We start from the raw sequence: 15034 nt of genomic DNA on the forward strand, positions 1-15034 counted from the left end.
GTTGTGGACGATCATGCTTCCCCGTCTACCCCCTAGCGAGCTCCACGAACGGCGTCAGCGCCGCCGGGTTGGCCAGCGCGTCACGGCTGACGGCCCGGTCGGGAGCCACACCGGCGAGGATCTTCTTCACCGGTACCTCACACTTCTTACCGTTCAAGGTACGAGGAATCTCGGAAACCACCACGAACCGATCGGGTACATGGCGTGGTGACAGAGCGCTGCGAAGCTCCTTCTTCAGCCGGGGCTCGACCGCTTCCAGCTCGACGCCGTCGGCGAGCACCACGAAACAGATCAGCCGGCCGTCCTCGTTCCCGGCCGCCGAGGTGTCCACGACCAGGGAATCCGCGATCTCGTCGTAGCCCTCGACGACCCGGTAGAACTCCGCCGTGCCCATCCGGACGCCGCCGCGGTTGAGCGTCGAGTCGCTGCGGCCGTAGATGACCGCCGAGCCGCGGTTCGTGATCCGGATCCAGTCGCCGTGGCGCCAGAGGCCCGGGTACATCTCGAAGTACGCCTCACGCAGGCGGGAGCCGTCCGGGTCGTTCCAGAAGAACACCGGCATCGACGGCATCGGCTTCGTGATGACCAGCTCGCCGACCTCCTCGACGACGGCGTTGCCCGCTTCGTCGAGCGCGGTGACGGCGGCACCCAGCGCCGGGCAGGACAGCTCGCCGAGCCAGACCGGGACGTCGGGGGCGGACGCGACGAACGCCGCGCACAGGTCCGTGCCGCCGGAGACCGAGCAGATCTGGACGTTCTTGCCGACCTCGTCCACGATCCACCGGAAGCCTTCGACGCTCAGCGGCGCGCCGGTGGACCCCAGCGCGCGCAACGCCGTCAGGTCGTAGCGCTCGGCCGGCTTGACGCCCTTCTTGAGGCAGCTCTGGATGTACGGCGCCGACGTGCCGAAGTACGTCACGCGGTGCTGCTCGGCCAGGTGCCACAGCGCGTTCAGGTCCGGGAACCCCGGGCTGCCGTCGTAGAGCACGATCGTGGTGCCGACCAGCAGGCCGGAGATGAGGAAGTTCCACATCATCCAGCCGGTGGTGCTGAACCAGAAGAACCGGTCGCCCGGCCCGAGGTCGGTCTGCAGCGCGAGGGCCTTGAGGTGCTCGAGGGTGATGCCGCCGTGGCCGTGCACGATGCCCTTCGGCAGGCCCGTGGTGCCCGAGGAGTAGAGCACCCACAGCGGGTGCGCGAACTCGACCGGCTCGAACAGCAGGGGCGCGCCCGCGTGCGCCGCCAGCAGCTCGTCCCAGTCGTGCGTGCCGTCCATCCGGCCTTCGCCGACGTACTCGACGAGCACGGTCGCGGCCAGCGACGGCAGCTTCGCCTGCAGGTCGGCGACCGTCGTGCGGATGTCGAACTGGCGGCCGTTGTACGCGTAGGCGTTGACGGCGAAGAACAGCTTCGGCTCGATCTGCACGAACCGGTCCGCGACCGCGCGCACGCCGAAGTCCGGCGAGCACGACGACCAGATCGCGCCGATGCTCGCCGCGGCGAGGAACGCGACCAGCGTCTGCGGGCAGTTCGGGGCCAGCGCGACGACCCGGTCACCCTTGCCGACGCCGAGCTCGAGGAACGCCGCGCGAGCCGCCGCGACCTGCGCGCGCAGGTCGCCGTAGGTCAGCTGGTTCGCGAAGCCGTCCTCGCGGTGGAAGATCACCGCCGTCTCGTCGTCGCCCTTGGCCGCGCCCGCGACGCCGGGGGTCAGCGCGTGCTCGGCGTAGTTCAGCGTGCCGCCGTCGAACCAGACGGCGTCCGGCATCCCGCCCGAGAGCACCTCACCCGGCTGGTCGTGCCAGCGCACGCCGAGGAAGTCCGCGACCGCCGCCCAGAATTCGGGGCCGCGCTCCACGGAGAACTCGTGCAGCGAGTGGTAGTCGTCCACCTCGACGTCGCGCTCGGCGCGCAGCCACTGGCGGAAGGCTTCGATCTTGGTGTCGGCAACGTGGCCCGGCTCAGGGCGCCACAGGACCTCGGGAGCGTCGGCGGTGTGCGTCACGACCCGAGCCTAATCCCTCGGATCGGGAAGTCACTGTGTCCGGAACCGACATTCGGCAGGTCAGCCGGGTGTCGGTCGCCCACACCTACCGCAGGTGCGCGTCGAACCAGTTGAGCGTGCGCTGCCAGGCCTCCGCGGCCGCGCCCGGGTCGGCGTCGAAGCGGTGGTTCGCGCCCGGGTAGTGGACGACGTTCGTGGCGACCTTCGCCGACGCGGCGGCGTCGCGCAGCCGCTCGACCTCGGCGCCGCCCGCCTCGTCGCCGGCGTCGCCGTACATGCCGAGCCACGGGCTGGTGAGCTTCCCGGCGATCTCGACCAGCGCGGGCAGCTCGGCGGCCTGCTGCCCGCCGACGCTGACGGCCGCGCCCAGCTTGCGGTGCGAGGCGACCACGAGGGCCGCGGTGCCGCCGAGGTCGAAGCCCATCACGCCGAGCAGATCGCCCTGGACACCGCGCTCGACGAGCCAGGCGAGGGTCAGGTCGGTCGCGTGGAGCAGGTCCTGCTGGGTGAGGTGATCGTTCTCCAGGTGCGGGGTGACGGTCAGCCAGCCCTCCGTGGCCAGGCTGGCGAGCAGCAGCTTCACGCCGTCGGTGACGCCGTCCGCCTCGTGCAGCACGACCAGGCCGCCGCGTAGCGACCCCTCGGGCTCCGAGAAGGTCAGGCGCAGGGTCGGGCCGTCGGTGCGCTGGTAGTCCACGGTGCTGGTCGACGTCATTGCGTCACTCAATCACTTCGAGGTGAACGGGAGGAACCCAGTGTGGCAGGAGAGCACGACGCCGACCGTCTGAAGGGACTCGCGGGGCGGCGGGCGGAAAAGATACGGTGACCGGGTCGTCCCGTCGAATTCCAGGAGCGCCGAAGATGCCGTCCGTGTCCCCGCGTGCCGATCTCGAATCGTTGCCGAAATACGTCCCCGGCCGGACGATCGAAGGCGCGATCAAGCTGGCGAGCAACGAGGTGCCCGGCGGTGCGCTGCCGAGCGTCGCGCAGGCGATCGCCGAGGCCGCGGCCGGGATCAACCGCTACCCGGACACCGGGTCGCAGGCGCTGCGCGAGCGGCTGGCCCGAGAGCTGGACGTCCCGGTGGCCCGCGTCGCGATCGGCTGCGGCTCGGTGTCGCTGTGCCAGCAGACGATCCAGGCCGTGTGCGCGCCCGGCGAAGAGGTCATCTTCGCGTGGCGCTCCTTCGAGGCGTACCCGATCGTCACACAGGTCGCGAACGCCGTCTCGGTGAAGGTGCCGATCACCGAGGCCCAGGAGCTCGACCTCGACGCGATGCTCGCGGCGATCACCGACAAGACGAGGGTCGTCTTCGTCTGCAACCCGAACAACCCGACCGGCACGGCGATCCGCCGCGCGGAGCTCGAGCGGTTCATGGACGCCGTCCCGGAGCGCGTGCTGATCGTGCTCGACGAGGCGTACAAGGAGTTCGTCACCGACCCCGAGGTGCCGGACGGCGTCGAGTACACGCGGACGCGCTCGAACGTCATGGTGCTGCGCACGTTCTCGAAGGCGTACGGCCTCGCGGGGCTGCGCGTCGGGTACGCGGTCGCGCCGGAGCCGATCGCGGACGCGCTCCGCCAGGTGTACGTCGCCTTCTCGGTGAACATGCTCGCCCAGGTCGCGGCGCTGGCTTCGCTCGACGCGGCCGACGAGCTGATGGCGCGCTGCCGGGAGATCGTCGCCGAACGCGGGCGGGTCCGGAACGGGCTGCTCGAAGCCGGCTACCAGGTGCCCGAGACGCAGGCGAACTTCGTCTGGCTGCCGCTCGGTGACCAGGCGGTGCCGTTCGCGGAGCACGCGCTGGACCGCAAGCTCGTGGTGCGCCCCTTCGCCGGCGACGGCGTGCGCGTGACCATCGGGACCCGCGACGAGAACGATCTGTTCCTGGCCGCGGCCAGGGAATTCAGAACTGCTTGACCACGAGCTGGATGACGGCGGCGACACCGATCACGACGATCACGCCGCGCAGCACCGCCGGCGGCAGCTTCCGGCCGATCTTCGCGCCGAGGAAGCCGCCGGCGGTCGACCCGACCGCCAGCCACAGCACGACGGGCCAGCTGATCGGCGCGACGAACGCGTAGATCACCCCGGCGACGACGTTGACGACGGCCGCGAGCACGTTCTTGACGCCGTTGAGCTTCTGCAGCGGCTCGGACAGCAGCATCCCCATGACCGCCATCAGCATCACGCCCTGCGCGGCGGTGAAGTACCCGCCGTAGATGCCGATGAGGAAGATGAAGAACATCAGCAGCGGACCGGCTTTGTGCTCTTCGCCGTTGCCTTCGCGGCGCTTCGCCACCCACTTGGAGACCTTCGGCTGCACGATCACGAGGATCACGGCCAGGCCGACCAGCACGGGCACGACGGCTTCGAAAGCGTCCTTCGGCAGCGAGAGCAGCAGGATCGTGCCACCGATGGCGCCGAGGAACGACGCCACGGCGAACTTCGCGGTCTGCCGCCAGTAGCCGGTGAGCTCGTGCCGGTAGCCCCAGGCCCCGCTGAGCGTCCCGGGCGCGAGCCCGATGGCGTTCGACGTCGTCGCCGTCACCGGCGGGTAGCCGAGCGCGACGAGCACGGGGAACGTCACGAGCGTCCCCGACCCGACGACGGCGTTGATGGTGCCCGCCCAGATCCCGGCGACCACGATGATCACCGCGTGCCACCACGTCATGAAGCATTCACGTGCGGAGCCTAAGCATCGCCGGCTCGGCCCGCGACGCGCACGGGGCCAGATGTGTCTGGTCAGACACTCAGCGCGGCGGGCCGGGCCGCTCCCACCGATGAGGCGCGGCCGGGGCCGGCCGGCCCGCCGGATTTCCGCCACGCCCGTCAGGCACTCAGCGCGGTGGGAAGACGCAGAACTCGTTCCCCTCCGGATCGGCCAGCTGGTCCCAGTCCACATCACCCCCTCGCTCGCGGATCAAGGTCGCTCCCAGCGCGAGCAGCTCCGCCGTCTCGCCGAAGACGTCCAGGTGCATGCGGTTCTTCACCGTCTTCGCCTCCGGGACCGGGTTGAGCCAGATCAGCGGCCCCTCCCCCGCCGGGTCGACGATCGGGACCGGCCAGTCGGCCGGTCGCGTGTCGCCCGTCAACGAGTCGCGGCGGACGTAGCCCAGCGCCGAGCACCACCAGTCCGCCAGTGCCTGGTGGTCGTTCGCGTCCAGGGCCAGGTCCTTGAACTTCGCCGTCATGCCGCTTCCTCCGGTACGTGCGCGGGCACCAGCTCCGACACCACCCGCCAGCCGAGCGAGTTGTACAGCCCGCGGCCGGCCTCCGTCGCCAGCAAAGCGCTGGTCCGCGCGCCCGCGACCGTGCTCAGCCGGTGCATCACCACCCGGCCGAGCCCGCGGCGACGGTGCTCCGGCTCCGTCTCGATCTTGTCGAACACCGCCACCCCGGACGCCACCGCGACCCGGCCGCGCGCCGCCGGGGCGCCCTCGCTGGACACCACCACGTCCCACGCCGGCCCGTCACCGGTCACCGCCACCGCGTACCCCGGTGGCACAGCCGCCGCGGGTGCCGGTCCCTCGAACGTCATCAAGTACTCCGTCTCCCCTGCTTCCCACTCGGCCGTCAGGCCCGCCAGCACCGACGCCCGCGCGCCGCACGTCTTCAGCCACGTGCCCGGCGCCGCCACCGTCCGAGCCCGCGACGCCACCGTCGACGGCGAACGCAGCAGGTACCGCACCCGGTGCCCGGCCAGGCCCACGTCGAGGCGGTGCCCGTCCGGCTCTTCGACCGGGGCCGGCACCGCCCGCGAGACCGCCCACCCGCTCGCCCACGCCCCCAAGATCTCCATGCCCGCGATCATGACAGCCACCCCCGACAATTCCCGGAGCTGACAGGATGGGCGGCGTGGACACCGAGCAGGTCTGGAGCGCGACCGTGGACCGGCTGCGGTCGCGGATCGACTCCGGCGACCTGCCGCCGGGTTCGCGGCTGCCCGCCGAACGCGTGCTGTGCGAGGAGCTCGGCATCAGCCGCGGGTCGCTGCGGCAGGCGCTGCGCGTCCTCGACTCCATCGGCTACGTGCAGATCCGCGCCGGCTCCGGCACCTACGTGCGCGAGCAGCAGGAACAGCCCCTGCGGACCTGGTTCACCGAGCACGACCAGCTCGTCGAAAAGCTCTTCGACCTGCGCGCGACCGTCGAACCGACGCTCGCCGAGCGGCTGGCGACGCACGCCACCGCGAAGACCGTCAGCCGGCTCGAGGACAACGTCGCCGAGATGGCGCGGGCCGCCGAGGACGGGGACATGCTGCGCGTCATCGCCACCGACGCCGAATTCCACCGGGTGATCGCGCAGAACGCGGGCAACGACGACGTCGCCGGGCTGCTGCGGTCAGTCCTCGTCCTGGTCGGCGAGGAACGGCGGGCGGCGCTGCGGCTGCCCGGCCAGATCCGCAAGGCCGTCGACGACCACCGCGCCATCCTCGACGCCGTCCGCCGCGCCGACCCGGCCGCGGCCCGCGAGCTGACGCTCAAGCACCTGCTCGACGCCAAGACCTACGCCCACGACTTCGCCGCCGAGGAGCCCTGATGGAAAAGGTGCACTTCACCGAGGAAAAGGCCACCATGCTGGCCACCCTCTACGGCCGCGCCCTCGACAGCCGCGAAGCGGATCCGATCCTCGGCGACCACGCCGCCGACGAGGCCGTCCGGCAGATCGACTACGACTTCGCGAAGCTCGGCATCACCCGCGACAGCGCCGTGAGCGTCGTCCTGCGCGCGAAACCGATCGACGACTGGGCCGCCGCGTACCTCGAAACCCACCCGGACGCGATCGTGCTGCACCTGGGCTGCGGCATGGACACCCGGTTCCAGCGCGTCGCCCCGCCGGACACCGTCCACTGGTACGACGTCGACTACCCCGAGGTCGTCGAGCTGCGCGAGAAGCTCTACGCGCCGGCGCCCAACCACACGAACATCGGCACGTCGGTGACCGACTTCGGCTGGCTCGACCAGGTGCCCTCGGACCGGCCCGCGCTGATCGTCGCCGAGGGCCTGACCATGTACCTGGCCCCCGAAGACGGCACCGAGCTGGTCCGCAGGCTGGTCGCGAAGTTCCAGTCCGGCGAGCTCGTCTGCGACCTCTTCAGCAAGCTCGGCATCAAGGCGCAGAAGCTCAACACCCCGGTCCGGCGGGCGAAAGCGACCCTGCGCTGGGGCGTCGACGACCCGCACGAGCTGGAGCGCCTCGGCCTCACGCTGGAGTCCTCTTTGGACGCGGCGCACTGGTCCACCCCGGACGTCATGGCCCGGCTGCGGCCGCTCACGCGGTTCCAGCTGCGGACGCTGAAGTACTTCCCGCCGCTGGCGCGGATGGCGCACCTCGTGCGGTACCGCTTCTAACGGGACTCCAGCACCCGCGCCACGAACTTGTGCAGCTTCTCTTCGAGCCGCGCGACGCGTTCCTCCAGCGTCAGCGTCTCGAACGGCTGCGGCACGTCGGACTTCAGCTCGCCGCGGACGTACTGGCAGCAGCCGAGGTTCCCGCAGGCGTAGATGCCCAGCGTGTTGCCGTCGCGGCCGGCCTTCCCGGCGCGCTTGCCGGAGAACAGCGTGACGTCGGACAGCCCGTGCGTCGTGGTGCAGAAGCCGCAGATGTTGCTGCGCAAGCGGGACTTCGGCGCGGGGGCCGCACGCAGGGCGAGCCCGATCACCTCGCCGCCGTAGGGCAGCACGAGGTAGGCGCGGCCCGGCGCCTTGGGGTCGCGCCAGCCGAGGAATTCCCGCTGGTCCCAGGGAATTTCCTCGGGCCGGGCGGGCAGCGTCACGCCCTTGGCTTCGCCGCGGGTGCAGTTGACGAACGAGGCCCGCACCTCGTCCTGGCCGAGTGGCTCCATGACGGGCACGCTAACCAGCGGGCACGGCGGTGGCCACGCATTTTCGGCCGTACGATCAACGCCGTGCGCAAGATCGCCGTGCAGAACTTCCGGGTGGTGTTGCGCACCAGCCTGGGCTTCGCCGGGCTCGGCATCGGCTCCAGCGTCGCCGGGTCCGGGGTGGTCGCCCTGCTGCTGGTGCTGCAGGGCCTGCCCAGCGACGTCGGCGACCACGGGTGGGTGCTCGGCCTGACCGCCGCCCTCATCGTCGCGGCTTCGCTGCTCGCGGGGACCGTGTGGACCGCGTGGCTGCAGCGGCGCACCGCGATCTGGTTCGTGCTCGGCCGCCCGCCGTCGGAGAGCGAAGCCAAGCGCGCGCTGCGGCTGCCCGTGGACATGGCCGTGGTCAGCGGCACGCTCTGGCTGATCGGCACCGTCGTCCTCACCGCGCTCGCCGGCGCGCTCGGCTCGTCCGACGACGCCGTCGGCATGGCGACGGTGATCGGCCTCGGCGGCCTGACCACGGTCGGGCTCACATACCTCGCGGCCGAGTGGGTCGCGCGGCCGGTGATGACGATCGCGCTGGGCGTCCTGCCGCCCCGCGGCTCGCTGCCGGTCACCGTGCTCACCCGGCTGATCGTCACCTGGGCGCTGGCCAGCGGCGTCCCGTTCGTGGGCGTGCTGCTCGTCGCCACCCCGCCGGACCTCGGCTCGGGCAACCCCACCGCGAGCCTGGTCATGCTGTCGGTGATCGGGCTGAGCGTCGGCGCCATCGGCACCGCGCTGCTGGCCAGGGCGGTCGCGGCGCCGCTGCACCGGCTGCGCGTGGCGCTCGACGAGATCGCGCGCGGCGACACGAACGTCGCGGTCGACGTCGACGACTCCAGCGAGATCGGCCTGCTCCAGACGTCGGTGAACCAGCTCGCGGCCGGCCTGCGCGAGCAGGCGCGGATGCGGGACCTCTTCGGCAGGCACGTCGGCGCCGACGTCGCCCGGCACGCGCTGGAGTACGGCGCCTCGCTCTCCGGGGACGTCCGCGAGGTGACGGCGCTGTTCGTCGACGTCGTCGACTCGACCGCGCTGGCCTACCGGACGCCGCCGGAGGAGCTGGTCGGGAAGCTGAACCGGCTGTTCGCCGCCGTCGTCTCCGCGGTCGGGGCCCGCGGCGGGCTGGTCAACAAGTTCCAGGGCGACGCCGCGCTGTGCATCTTCGGCGCCCCGACGCGGCTCGCGGACGCGCCGACCGCCGCGCTGGCCGCGGCCCGCGCGATCCGGGACGCGGTCCGCGAGACCGGGGAGCTCGACCTCGGCATCGGCGTCTCGAGCGGCCCGGTGTTCGCCGGGCAGCTCGGCAGCAGCAGCCGCCTCGAGTACACCGTGATCGGCGACGCGGTCAACGAGGCCGCGCGGCTGACCGAGCTGGCCAAGGCGGCGCCGTCACGCATCCTGGCCAGCGACGCCGTCGTCTCCGCGGCTCTGCCCAGCGAAGCGGCGCACTGGGTGAAGCACGGCGAGCTGGAGCTGCGCGGCCGCCAGGAGGCGACGCCCACCTGGACCACCCGTCAGGACGGCTGACCCAGATCCGGCCAGCGCAGCACGGTCGACCCCCAGGTCAGGCCCGCGCCGAACGCGCTGAGCAGGACCCGGTGGCCGGGCACGAGGGTGCCGTCGGCGCGAGCGTCGGCCAGCGCGAGCGGGATGGACGCGGCGCTGGTGTTGCCGACCCGGTCGATGTTGGCGACGACGGCGTCCACCGGCATGCCCAGCTGCTTCGCCGTCGCCTGGAGGATCCGGATGTTCGCCTGGTGGCCGACGAAGCGGTCGACGTCGCCGACCACCCAGCCCGCGCGCTCGAGGACGGTGCGCGAGGACTCCGCCATCCGCGCGCAGGCGTGGCGGAAGACCGCGGTGCCCTGCATGGCGAGGAACCGGTCGGCCGGGGTGTCCGAAAGCCGCTTCCGGGCGCCGCCGGCCTCGACCCACAGCAGGTCGGCGAGCTCGCCCTCGCTGTGCAGGTCGAACGGCCCGAACGCGCCGGGCTCGTCGGCGTCGCCGGCCCGCAGCAGGACCGCGCCGGCACCGTCGCCGAAGATCGGCACGGTGGTGCGGTCGTCCGGGTCGATGAGCGTGGTGAAGGTGTCGGCGCCGATCACGAGCACGCGCTCGGCGAGCCCGCCCGCGATGAACCCGGCCGCGGTGGCCAGCGCGTAGACGAAGCCGCTGCAGACGGCGTTGACGTCGAACGCGGCGGCCGTGCCGAGCCCGAGCCGGGCGGCCACCTGCGGCGCGCTCGCCGGGCAGGGCTGGTCGGGCGTGGAGGTGGCGAGCACGACGATGTCGGCGCTCCCGCCGCCCAGCGCTTCGCGCCCCGCCCCGACCGCGAGGTCCACAGTGGACTCCTCCGGCCCGGCGACGCGGCGCTCGCGGATCCCGGTGCGGGTCCGGATCCACTCGTCCGAGGTGTCGAGCCGGGCGGCGATCTCGTGGTTGTCCAGGACTTTCGTCGGCAACCACGAGCCGAGGCCGGTCAGCACGGCGGCAGGTGCGGGCACGGGAGAGCCTCCCCACGCCGGTGGGTTGGCGGGCGACCGGCTGGTCTTCCACTTGTATGGGCTACCCCCTGGTAGACCGGTCAGTTGTGTTCCAGGTCACTCAAAAAGTTGTTTCATCTTCGCCTCGTCCGGAGTAGTGAGCGACGTCACGGAGGGGTGAGGGGCGAAGTAACTCCAGGCGGATTGTCGGGGGTGCCGGTTAGCCTGCTGGAGTGCAGACACCCGACCTCGACCAGCTGGACACCGCCATCCTCGCCTGCCTCCAGGCGGACGCCCGCACCATCGCGGAGACCATCGGAGCGAAGGTCGGCCTCTCGGCCGCGGCGGTCCAGCGGCGGATCAAGCGGCTGCGCGAGGCGGGCGTCATCGAGCGCGAGGTCGCGGTGCTCTCGCCGGAGGCGCTCGGGCTGAACATGACGTTCGTGGTGATGGTCGAGATGGAGCGGGAGAACCTCGCGGTGCTCGACGCGTTCCGCCGCCAGGTGCTCACCGACGACTGCGTCCAGCAGTGCTACTACGTCACCGGCAACGCGGACTTCGTGCTGATCGTGACGTGCCCGGACATGGCCGGCTTCGAGTCCTTCACCCGGCGGATGTTCTTCGAGAACCCGAACGTCCGGCACTTCACGACGAGCGTGGCGATGGACCGGGTGAAGGTGGGCCTGGACCTGCCGCTGGGCCCTTAGGCGGCACGCGCCTTGGCGGCGCCACCGGCGAGGACCGGCTTGAGCGCGGCTTCGCAGACGGGCTGCTTCGAGCAGAGCGCGTACGCGGTGACGACGTAGCCGCCGACCTGCGCGACGTAGGTCAGCTTCAGCAGGTCGCCGCCGGTCGTCATCTTGACCGCGAGCACCTGGTCCGGATCGGCCTTGGGGTTCGCCGGGAGGGTGAACCGGATGTCGAGGGCGTCGCCGTCGCCGACCCGGGCGCACCGGTCGGCCTGCGCCCGGACGGCCGCGACGTCGACGGTCCCGCGCGCGACGGTCGCCCCGGCCGCGATCGCCTGGTCCGGTCGGATCGCGTTCGCCTGGTCTTCGAAGGTGTAGGCGTCGAGCGCGAACCGCGTTCCGGCGTACGGCTCGGCGTCCGGGTTGCTGGTGGCGGTGCAGGCCGCGGGCCGGTACGACCCCGCGGGGACGAGTCCGCCGAACACGTTCCAGGACGAGCTCTTGGCGATCTCTTCGAGGGTGAACACCCGGTGGGCGAGGACGTCGTTGCGCGTGAGGTGCGGCGGGAACGCGGCCGCGTCGGGCAGGAGGGAGAGGAGGTCCGGCTCGGCCTTCGCGGGAGCCGGGGCGGCCGCGGGTGCGGCCGTTCCACCGGTCGGCCCCGCGCAGCCCGCGGCGCCCATCGCCAGCAGGACCAGCCAACGCCCCAGCTTCATGACTCCCCCTCACCGCGACCGGTGGTCCGGTCGCCTCGGCCACCCGAGTCGGCCGCACCGGGCCCGGTGTTACGCCGGCAAATCGGTGGGAAAGCCACCCGGCCGTCGATACCCTGGCCTGCTGTCCACCTGGGGGAAGGACTCCGCAGCATGGTTCGGGACCGCCGGCTCTTCCTCGCCGCCACCCTGATCGACGCGCTCGGCAGCGGCCTCTGGGTGCCGTTCGCCCTGGTGTTCCTCGTGCACGGCCAGGGCCTCGGCCTGGTCGACGCCGGGACGTCGCTGAGCACCGGGGCGCTGCTCGCGCTCGTGACCGGGCCGGCCACCGGGGCCGCCATGGATCGGTTCGGGGCGCGGGCGCTGCTCGTGGCCGGGAACCTCGTGCGGGTCGGGGCCTTCTGCGCCTACCCCTTCGCGCACAGCAGCTGGCAGGTGGTCGTCGTCTCGGCCGTGGCCGGGTTCGGGGATCGGCTGTTCTGGACGTGCAACGCCCCGATGGCCGCCCGGCTCGCCGGGGGCCGGGACACCGATCGGGTGCTCGCGACGCAGACGGCGGGGCGGTTCGCCGGGGCGGGTGTCGGCGCGGCCGCCATGGCCGTGCTGCCGGCCTTCACCAGTCCGTGGGCCTTCCACCTGCTCGCGTACGCGAACGCGGCGAGCTTCGCCGTGGCCGCCGTCCTGATCCGGTTGCTGCCCCGTGCCGAAGCGCGGGCGGACCGGCCGGCCGGGAGCTGGCGGGCCGTGCTCGGGGACCGGCCGTTCGCCGGGTTCTGCGTCACCCACCTGGCTTTCACGCTCGCCAGCGCGAGCAAGTTCGCCGTGCTGCCGATCGTCGTGCGGGATCTGCTGCACGGTCCACAGTGGATCGCCGGGACGGCCATCGCGCTCGGCACCGTGGTCGTCGTCACGACCCAGCGCCCGATCGTCGCGGTACTGGCCCGCCGCAGCCGGACGGCCGGGCTGATCGGGGCCGCCGTTCTCTTCTCCGGCTGCTTCGCGCTGCTGACCCCGCTGGAAGCCGTCCCGCTCGGGGTCGCCGCCGGGTTGATCCTCGTCACCAGCGTCGGCTTCTCGGTCGCGGAGGCGATGTTCGGCCCGACCGCCACCGCCGCGGCCGCCGAGGCCGCACCGCCCGGGGCCGAAGGGCGGGCCAGCTCGATCTTCCAGCTGTCCTGGGGACTGCCGGTGGCGCTCGCGCCCGGCCTGCTGTCCCTGCTGCTCACCGCGGGTAACGCCCTGACCTGGTCGGTGCTGGCCCTGACCTGCGCGGCCGCCGTCCCCGCCCTGCTCGCGCTGCGGAAACGGCTGCCCGGCGCGCTGCGCGAGCCGTCACCACCCGTGCCCGCCTGAGCGCAAGGGGTATGTGCCCGGCGTTACACCACAATGGACGGATGCAACCGATCAAGTGAACGTGAAGCTTTCTTCGTCATGACCAAGGGCCCCAGTCATCTCCTTGCCGAACAGTTCGCGCCGCGCGAACCGACCGCGAGACTCCAGGAGGGGCCGTGCACACCGACGCCGTACACCAGAGCCAGTTCGTGCTGCTGAACGAGAGCACCACGCCTGTCCTGTCGCGCCTGTCCTACCACGTCGACGAGCCGTTCGCGGTCACCGTGGCCTTCCGGACCGAGCGCGGCCGCTGGATCGAATGGACCTTCGCGCGTGAGCTGCTCGTGTCCGGGCTGGACGAGCCCGCCGGTCTCGGCGACGTCCGGATCCGCCCGGATCTGTCCGATGACGAAGACTTCCTCACCCTGGAAATCGAGTCACCGGACGGCTATGCGTCGTTCGAGCTGGAGCGCGAAGACATCCGGACGTTCCTCGAAGCGTCCTACGAGCTGGTGCCACTGGGCGAAGAGAGCGCGCACTTCGACGTCGACGGGCTGATCGAGGAGATCAGCAACGTCTGACCCCTGAACCTCCCAATCCCGCGGCGAGGAAGGAAGGGCGGGGTTTCGAGTGCGCTGGAGGCACTCGAAACCCCGCCCTTTCGCCGTTTCCGGCCGGGATCAGCTGGTCTTGAGGGTGGTGCCGGTGCCGGAGAGCGCGCCGGCGATCGGGTAGAAGTACGTCGTCGCGGTGTTGCCGCCGGACAGGATGCCCTGCGCGTAGTTGCCGGCGATGAAGCCGCCGCCCGAGTCACCCGCGGCCGAGCGGACGTTGGTCGCGGTCATGCCGTTGACCGTGCCCTCGGAGTAGCGGACGCTCTGGTTCTTGGCGCCGATGGTGCCGCAGGTCCAGCCGGTGGTCGAGCCGGCCTTGCAGACCGACGAGCCGGTCGCGGCGTTCGACGAACCGCGCACCGCGGTGCCGTTGTTCATCTGCGCGACCGGGGTCCAGCTGCTGTTGGTCCGGACCGCCGCGTAGTCGACGCTCGGGAACCGGTAGGTGATCCAGCTGCCGAGCGCCGCGCCGTTCGACCCGGTCAGCGAGCCGCCGCCGGTGAGCGCGCCGCAGTGGCCGGCGGTGACGAAGCCGGTCGTGGTCGCGAAGCCGACCGAGCAGCGCGACGAGCCGCCGATGTAGTAGGCGTCACCACCGCGGATGTTGGCGTGCAGGGTCGGTTTCGCGGTCGCGTCGAGGATCGTCACCGACGACTTGTCCACACCGGACTGCGTCAGGAACGTCTCGGCCGCGGCGCGCTGGCCCTGCAGCACCGACACCGTGACGCGGTTGGTGGTGGAGTCGACGCCCCAGCCGGTGATCGCGTACGGCGCGGAGGCATCCCGCGCGTTCAGGGTGTCCACAGTGGAGTCGAGTTGGCGGGCGCTGAACTTCACGACCTCCGCCTCGGCCCCGGCTTCGCGGATCTTGGTGACCGCGGCGGCGTTCGTCGTCTGGATGTGCGCCTTGCCCGTGGCCGCGTTGTAGGTGGCGCCGCCGAACGCGTCGCCGAGCGTCGCGCTGACGGCCTCGGTGACCTTGGTCGCGACGTCCTCACTCGCCAGCCGCGTCAGCACCTGGTCGTGGGTCAGGCCCAGGTCGCGCTGCATCGCGGGCACGATGTCCGGGTTCAGCAGGTCCTGGCCGGACGCGGGGACGGCGGTCGCGGCGAGCGCGCCCGTCGCCATGACCGCGGTGGCAGCCGCACCGAGAAGTCTCGCGATCTTCATGCTTCTCCCTAGTTTGATTACGCGCGGCTCCGCACCGGCCACGCAGTGGTACTCACCCGGCTGAGCGTCCCCGCAGTGGGCGTTACGGTGCAATCCGGGCGCCCGGCGAATGGGTATACGCATTCACCCCGGACGAATCCCCTGCTCCAAGCG

General features: G+C 71.7%; 16 protein-coding genes. 7 read left to right on the forward strand and 9 right to left on the reverse strand.

Annotated elements, in window-relative coordinates:
- Positions 1–25 precede the first annotated feature (25 nt).
- Positions 26–2005 carry an acetoacetate--CoA ligase gene (locus tag SD460_RS04605; protein ID WP_290057031.1) on the reverse strand — a complete coding sequence of 660 codons (1980 nt, stop codon included), beginning with the start codon at positions 2003–2005 and terminating at the stop codon, positions 26–28.
- An 85-nt stretch (positions 2006–2090) separates the two neighbouring features.
- Positions 2091–2720, reverse strand: a complete 630-nt coding sequence (locus tag SD460_RS04610) for a dienelactone hydrolase family protein (protein ID WP_290057032.1) — start codon at positions 2718–2720, stop codon at positions 2091–2093.
- Positions 2721–2866: 146 nt separating this feature from the next.
- Between SD460_RS04610 and hisC the strand changes: the two genes are divergently transcribed.
- Positions 2867–3925 carry a histidinol-phosphate transaminase gene (gene hisC / locus SD460_RS04615; protein ID WP_290057033.1) on the forward strand — a complete coding sequence of 353 codons (1059 nt, stop codon included), beginning with the start codon at positions 2867–2869 and terminating at the stop codon, positions 3923–3925.
- On the opposite strand, the gene SD460_RS04620 is transcribed toward hisC, so the two are convergent.
- From SD460_RS04620 to SD460_RS04630, 3 genes are all read right to left on the reverse strand, one after another.
- Entirely contained in the window at positions 3912–4679 is a 768-nt protein-coding gene (locus tag SD460_RS04620; protein WP_290057035.1) for a sulfite exporter TauE/SafE family protein, read from the reverse strand. The two genes, hisC and SD460_RS04620, sit on opposite strands and share 14 nt — an antisense overlap.
- Before the next feature lie 166 nt (positions 4680–4845).
- Complete coding sequence (locus SD460_RS04625; protein ID WP_290057037.1) at positions 4846–5199, reverse strand: VOC family protein; 354 nt, start codon at positions 5197–5199, stop codon at positions 4846–4848.
- Positions 5196–5807: a GNAT family N-acetyltransferase gene (locus tag SD460_RS04630; RefSeq protein ID WP_438860630.1), complete on the reverse strand. Its 612-nt coding sequence runs from the start codon at positions 5805–5807 to the stop codon at positions 5196–5198. The genes SD460_RS04625 and SD460_RS04630 overlap by 4 nt, the downstream gene beginning before the upstream one ends.
- A gap of 56 nt (positions 5808–5863) precedes the next feature.
- Here SD460_RS04630 and SD460_RS04635 point away from each other — a divergent pair, with 56 nt between their 5' ends.
- Together SD460_RS04635 and SD460_RS04640 are read left to right on the forward strand one after the other, a co-directional pair.
- Entirely contained in the window at positions 5864–6547 is a 684-nt protein-coding gene (locus tag SD460_RS04635; protein WP_438860631.1) for a FadR/GntR family transcriptional regulator, read from the forward strand.
- Complete coding sequence (locus SD460_RS04640; protein WP_290057040.1) at positions 6547–7359, forward strand: class I SAM-dependent methyltransferase; 813 nt, start codon at positions 6547–6549, stop codon at positions 7357–7359. The genes SD460_RS04635 and SD460_RS04640 overlap by 1 nt, the downstream gene beginning before the upstream one ends.
- On the opposite strand, the gene SD460_RS04645 is transcribed toward SD460_RS04640, so the two are convergent.
- Positions 7356–7853 (reverse strand): FBP domain-containing protein, encoded by a 498-nt coding sequence (locus SD460_RS04645; RefSeq protein WP_290057041.1) that lies wholly within the window; start codon positions 7851–7853, stop codon positions 7356–7358. The two genes, SD460_RS04640 and SD460_RS04645, sit on opposite strands and share 4 nt — an antisense overlap.
- Positions 7854–7916: 63 nt before the next feature.
- On the opposite strand from SD460_RS04645, the gene SD460_RS04650 reads away from it, so the two are divergent.
- The gene (locus tag SD460_RS04650) at positions 7917–9407 is read left to right on the forward strand and encodes an adenylate/guanylate cyclase domain-containing protein (RefSeq protein ID WP_290057043.1); all 1491 of its coding nucleotides are present in this window, start codon (positions 7917–7919) and stop codon (positions 9405–9407) included.
- Here the strand turns inward: SD460_RS04650 and SD460_RS04655 are convergent.
- Complete coding sequence (locus tag SD460_RS04655) at positions 9395–10384, reverse strand: beta-ketoacyl-ACP synthase III (protein WP_290057045.1); 990 nt, start codon at positions 10382–10384, stop codon at positions 9395–9397. The two genes, SD460_RS04650 and SD460_RS04655, sit on opposite strands and share 13 nt — an antisense overlap.
- Positions 10385–10596: 212 nt before the next feature.
- Here SD460_RS04655 and SD460_RS04660 point away from each other — a divergent pair, with 212 nt between their 5' ends.
- Positions 10597–11070 (forward strand): Lrp/AsnC family transcriptional regulator, encoded by a 474-nt coding sequence (locus SD460_RS04660; protein ID WP_290057047.1) that lies wholly within the window; start codon positions 10597–10599, stop codon positions 11068–11070.
- Here the strand turns inward: SD460_RS04660 and SD460_RS04665 are convergent.
- Positions 11067–11768, reverse strand: a complete 702-nt coding sequence (locus SD460_RS04665) for a hypothetical protein (RefSeq protein WP_290057049.1) — start codon at positions 11766–11768, stop codon at positions 11067–11069. The genes SD460_RS04660 and SD460_RS04665 overlap by 4 nt on opposite strands.
- 150 nt (positions 11769–11918) lie before the next feature.
- On the opposite strand from SD460_RS04665, the gene SD460_RS04670 reads away from it, so the two are divergent.
- Both SD460_RS04670 and SD460_RS04675 read left to right on the forward strand, forming a co-directional pair.
- Complete coding sequence (locus SD460_RS04670; RefSeq protein WP_290057050.1) at positions 11919–13118, forward strand: MFS transporter; 1200 nt, start codon at positions 11919–11921, stop codon at positions 13116–13118.
- A 155-nt stretch (positions 13119–13273) separates the two neighbouring features.
- Positions 13274–13678 carry an SsgA family sporulation/cell division regulator gene (locus SD460_RS04675; protein ID WP_290057051.1) on the forward strand — a complete coding sequence of 135 codons (405 nt, stop codon included), beginning with the start codon at positions 13274–13276 and terminating at the stop codon, positions 13676–13678.
- Positions 13679–13777: 99 nt separating this feature from the next.
- Here SD460_RS04675 and SD460_RS04680 read toward each other — a convergent pair whose 3' ends face one another.
- A complete protein-coding gene (locus tag SD460_RS04680; protein WP_290057053.1) occupies positions 13778–14881 on the reverse strand; it encodes a S1 family peptidase in 1104 nt (367 codons plus the stop codon).
- Positions 14882–15034 lie beyond the last annotated feature (153 nt).

It is taken from the genome of Amycolatopsis solani (assembly GCF_033441515.1).
Classification (GTDB): domain Bacteria; phylum Actinomycetota; class Actinomycetes; order Mycobacteriales; family Pseudonocardiaceae; genus Amycolatopsis; species Amycolatopsis solani.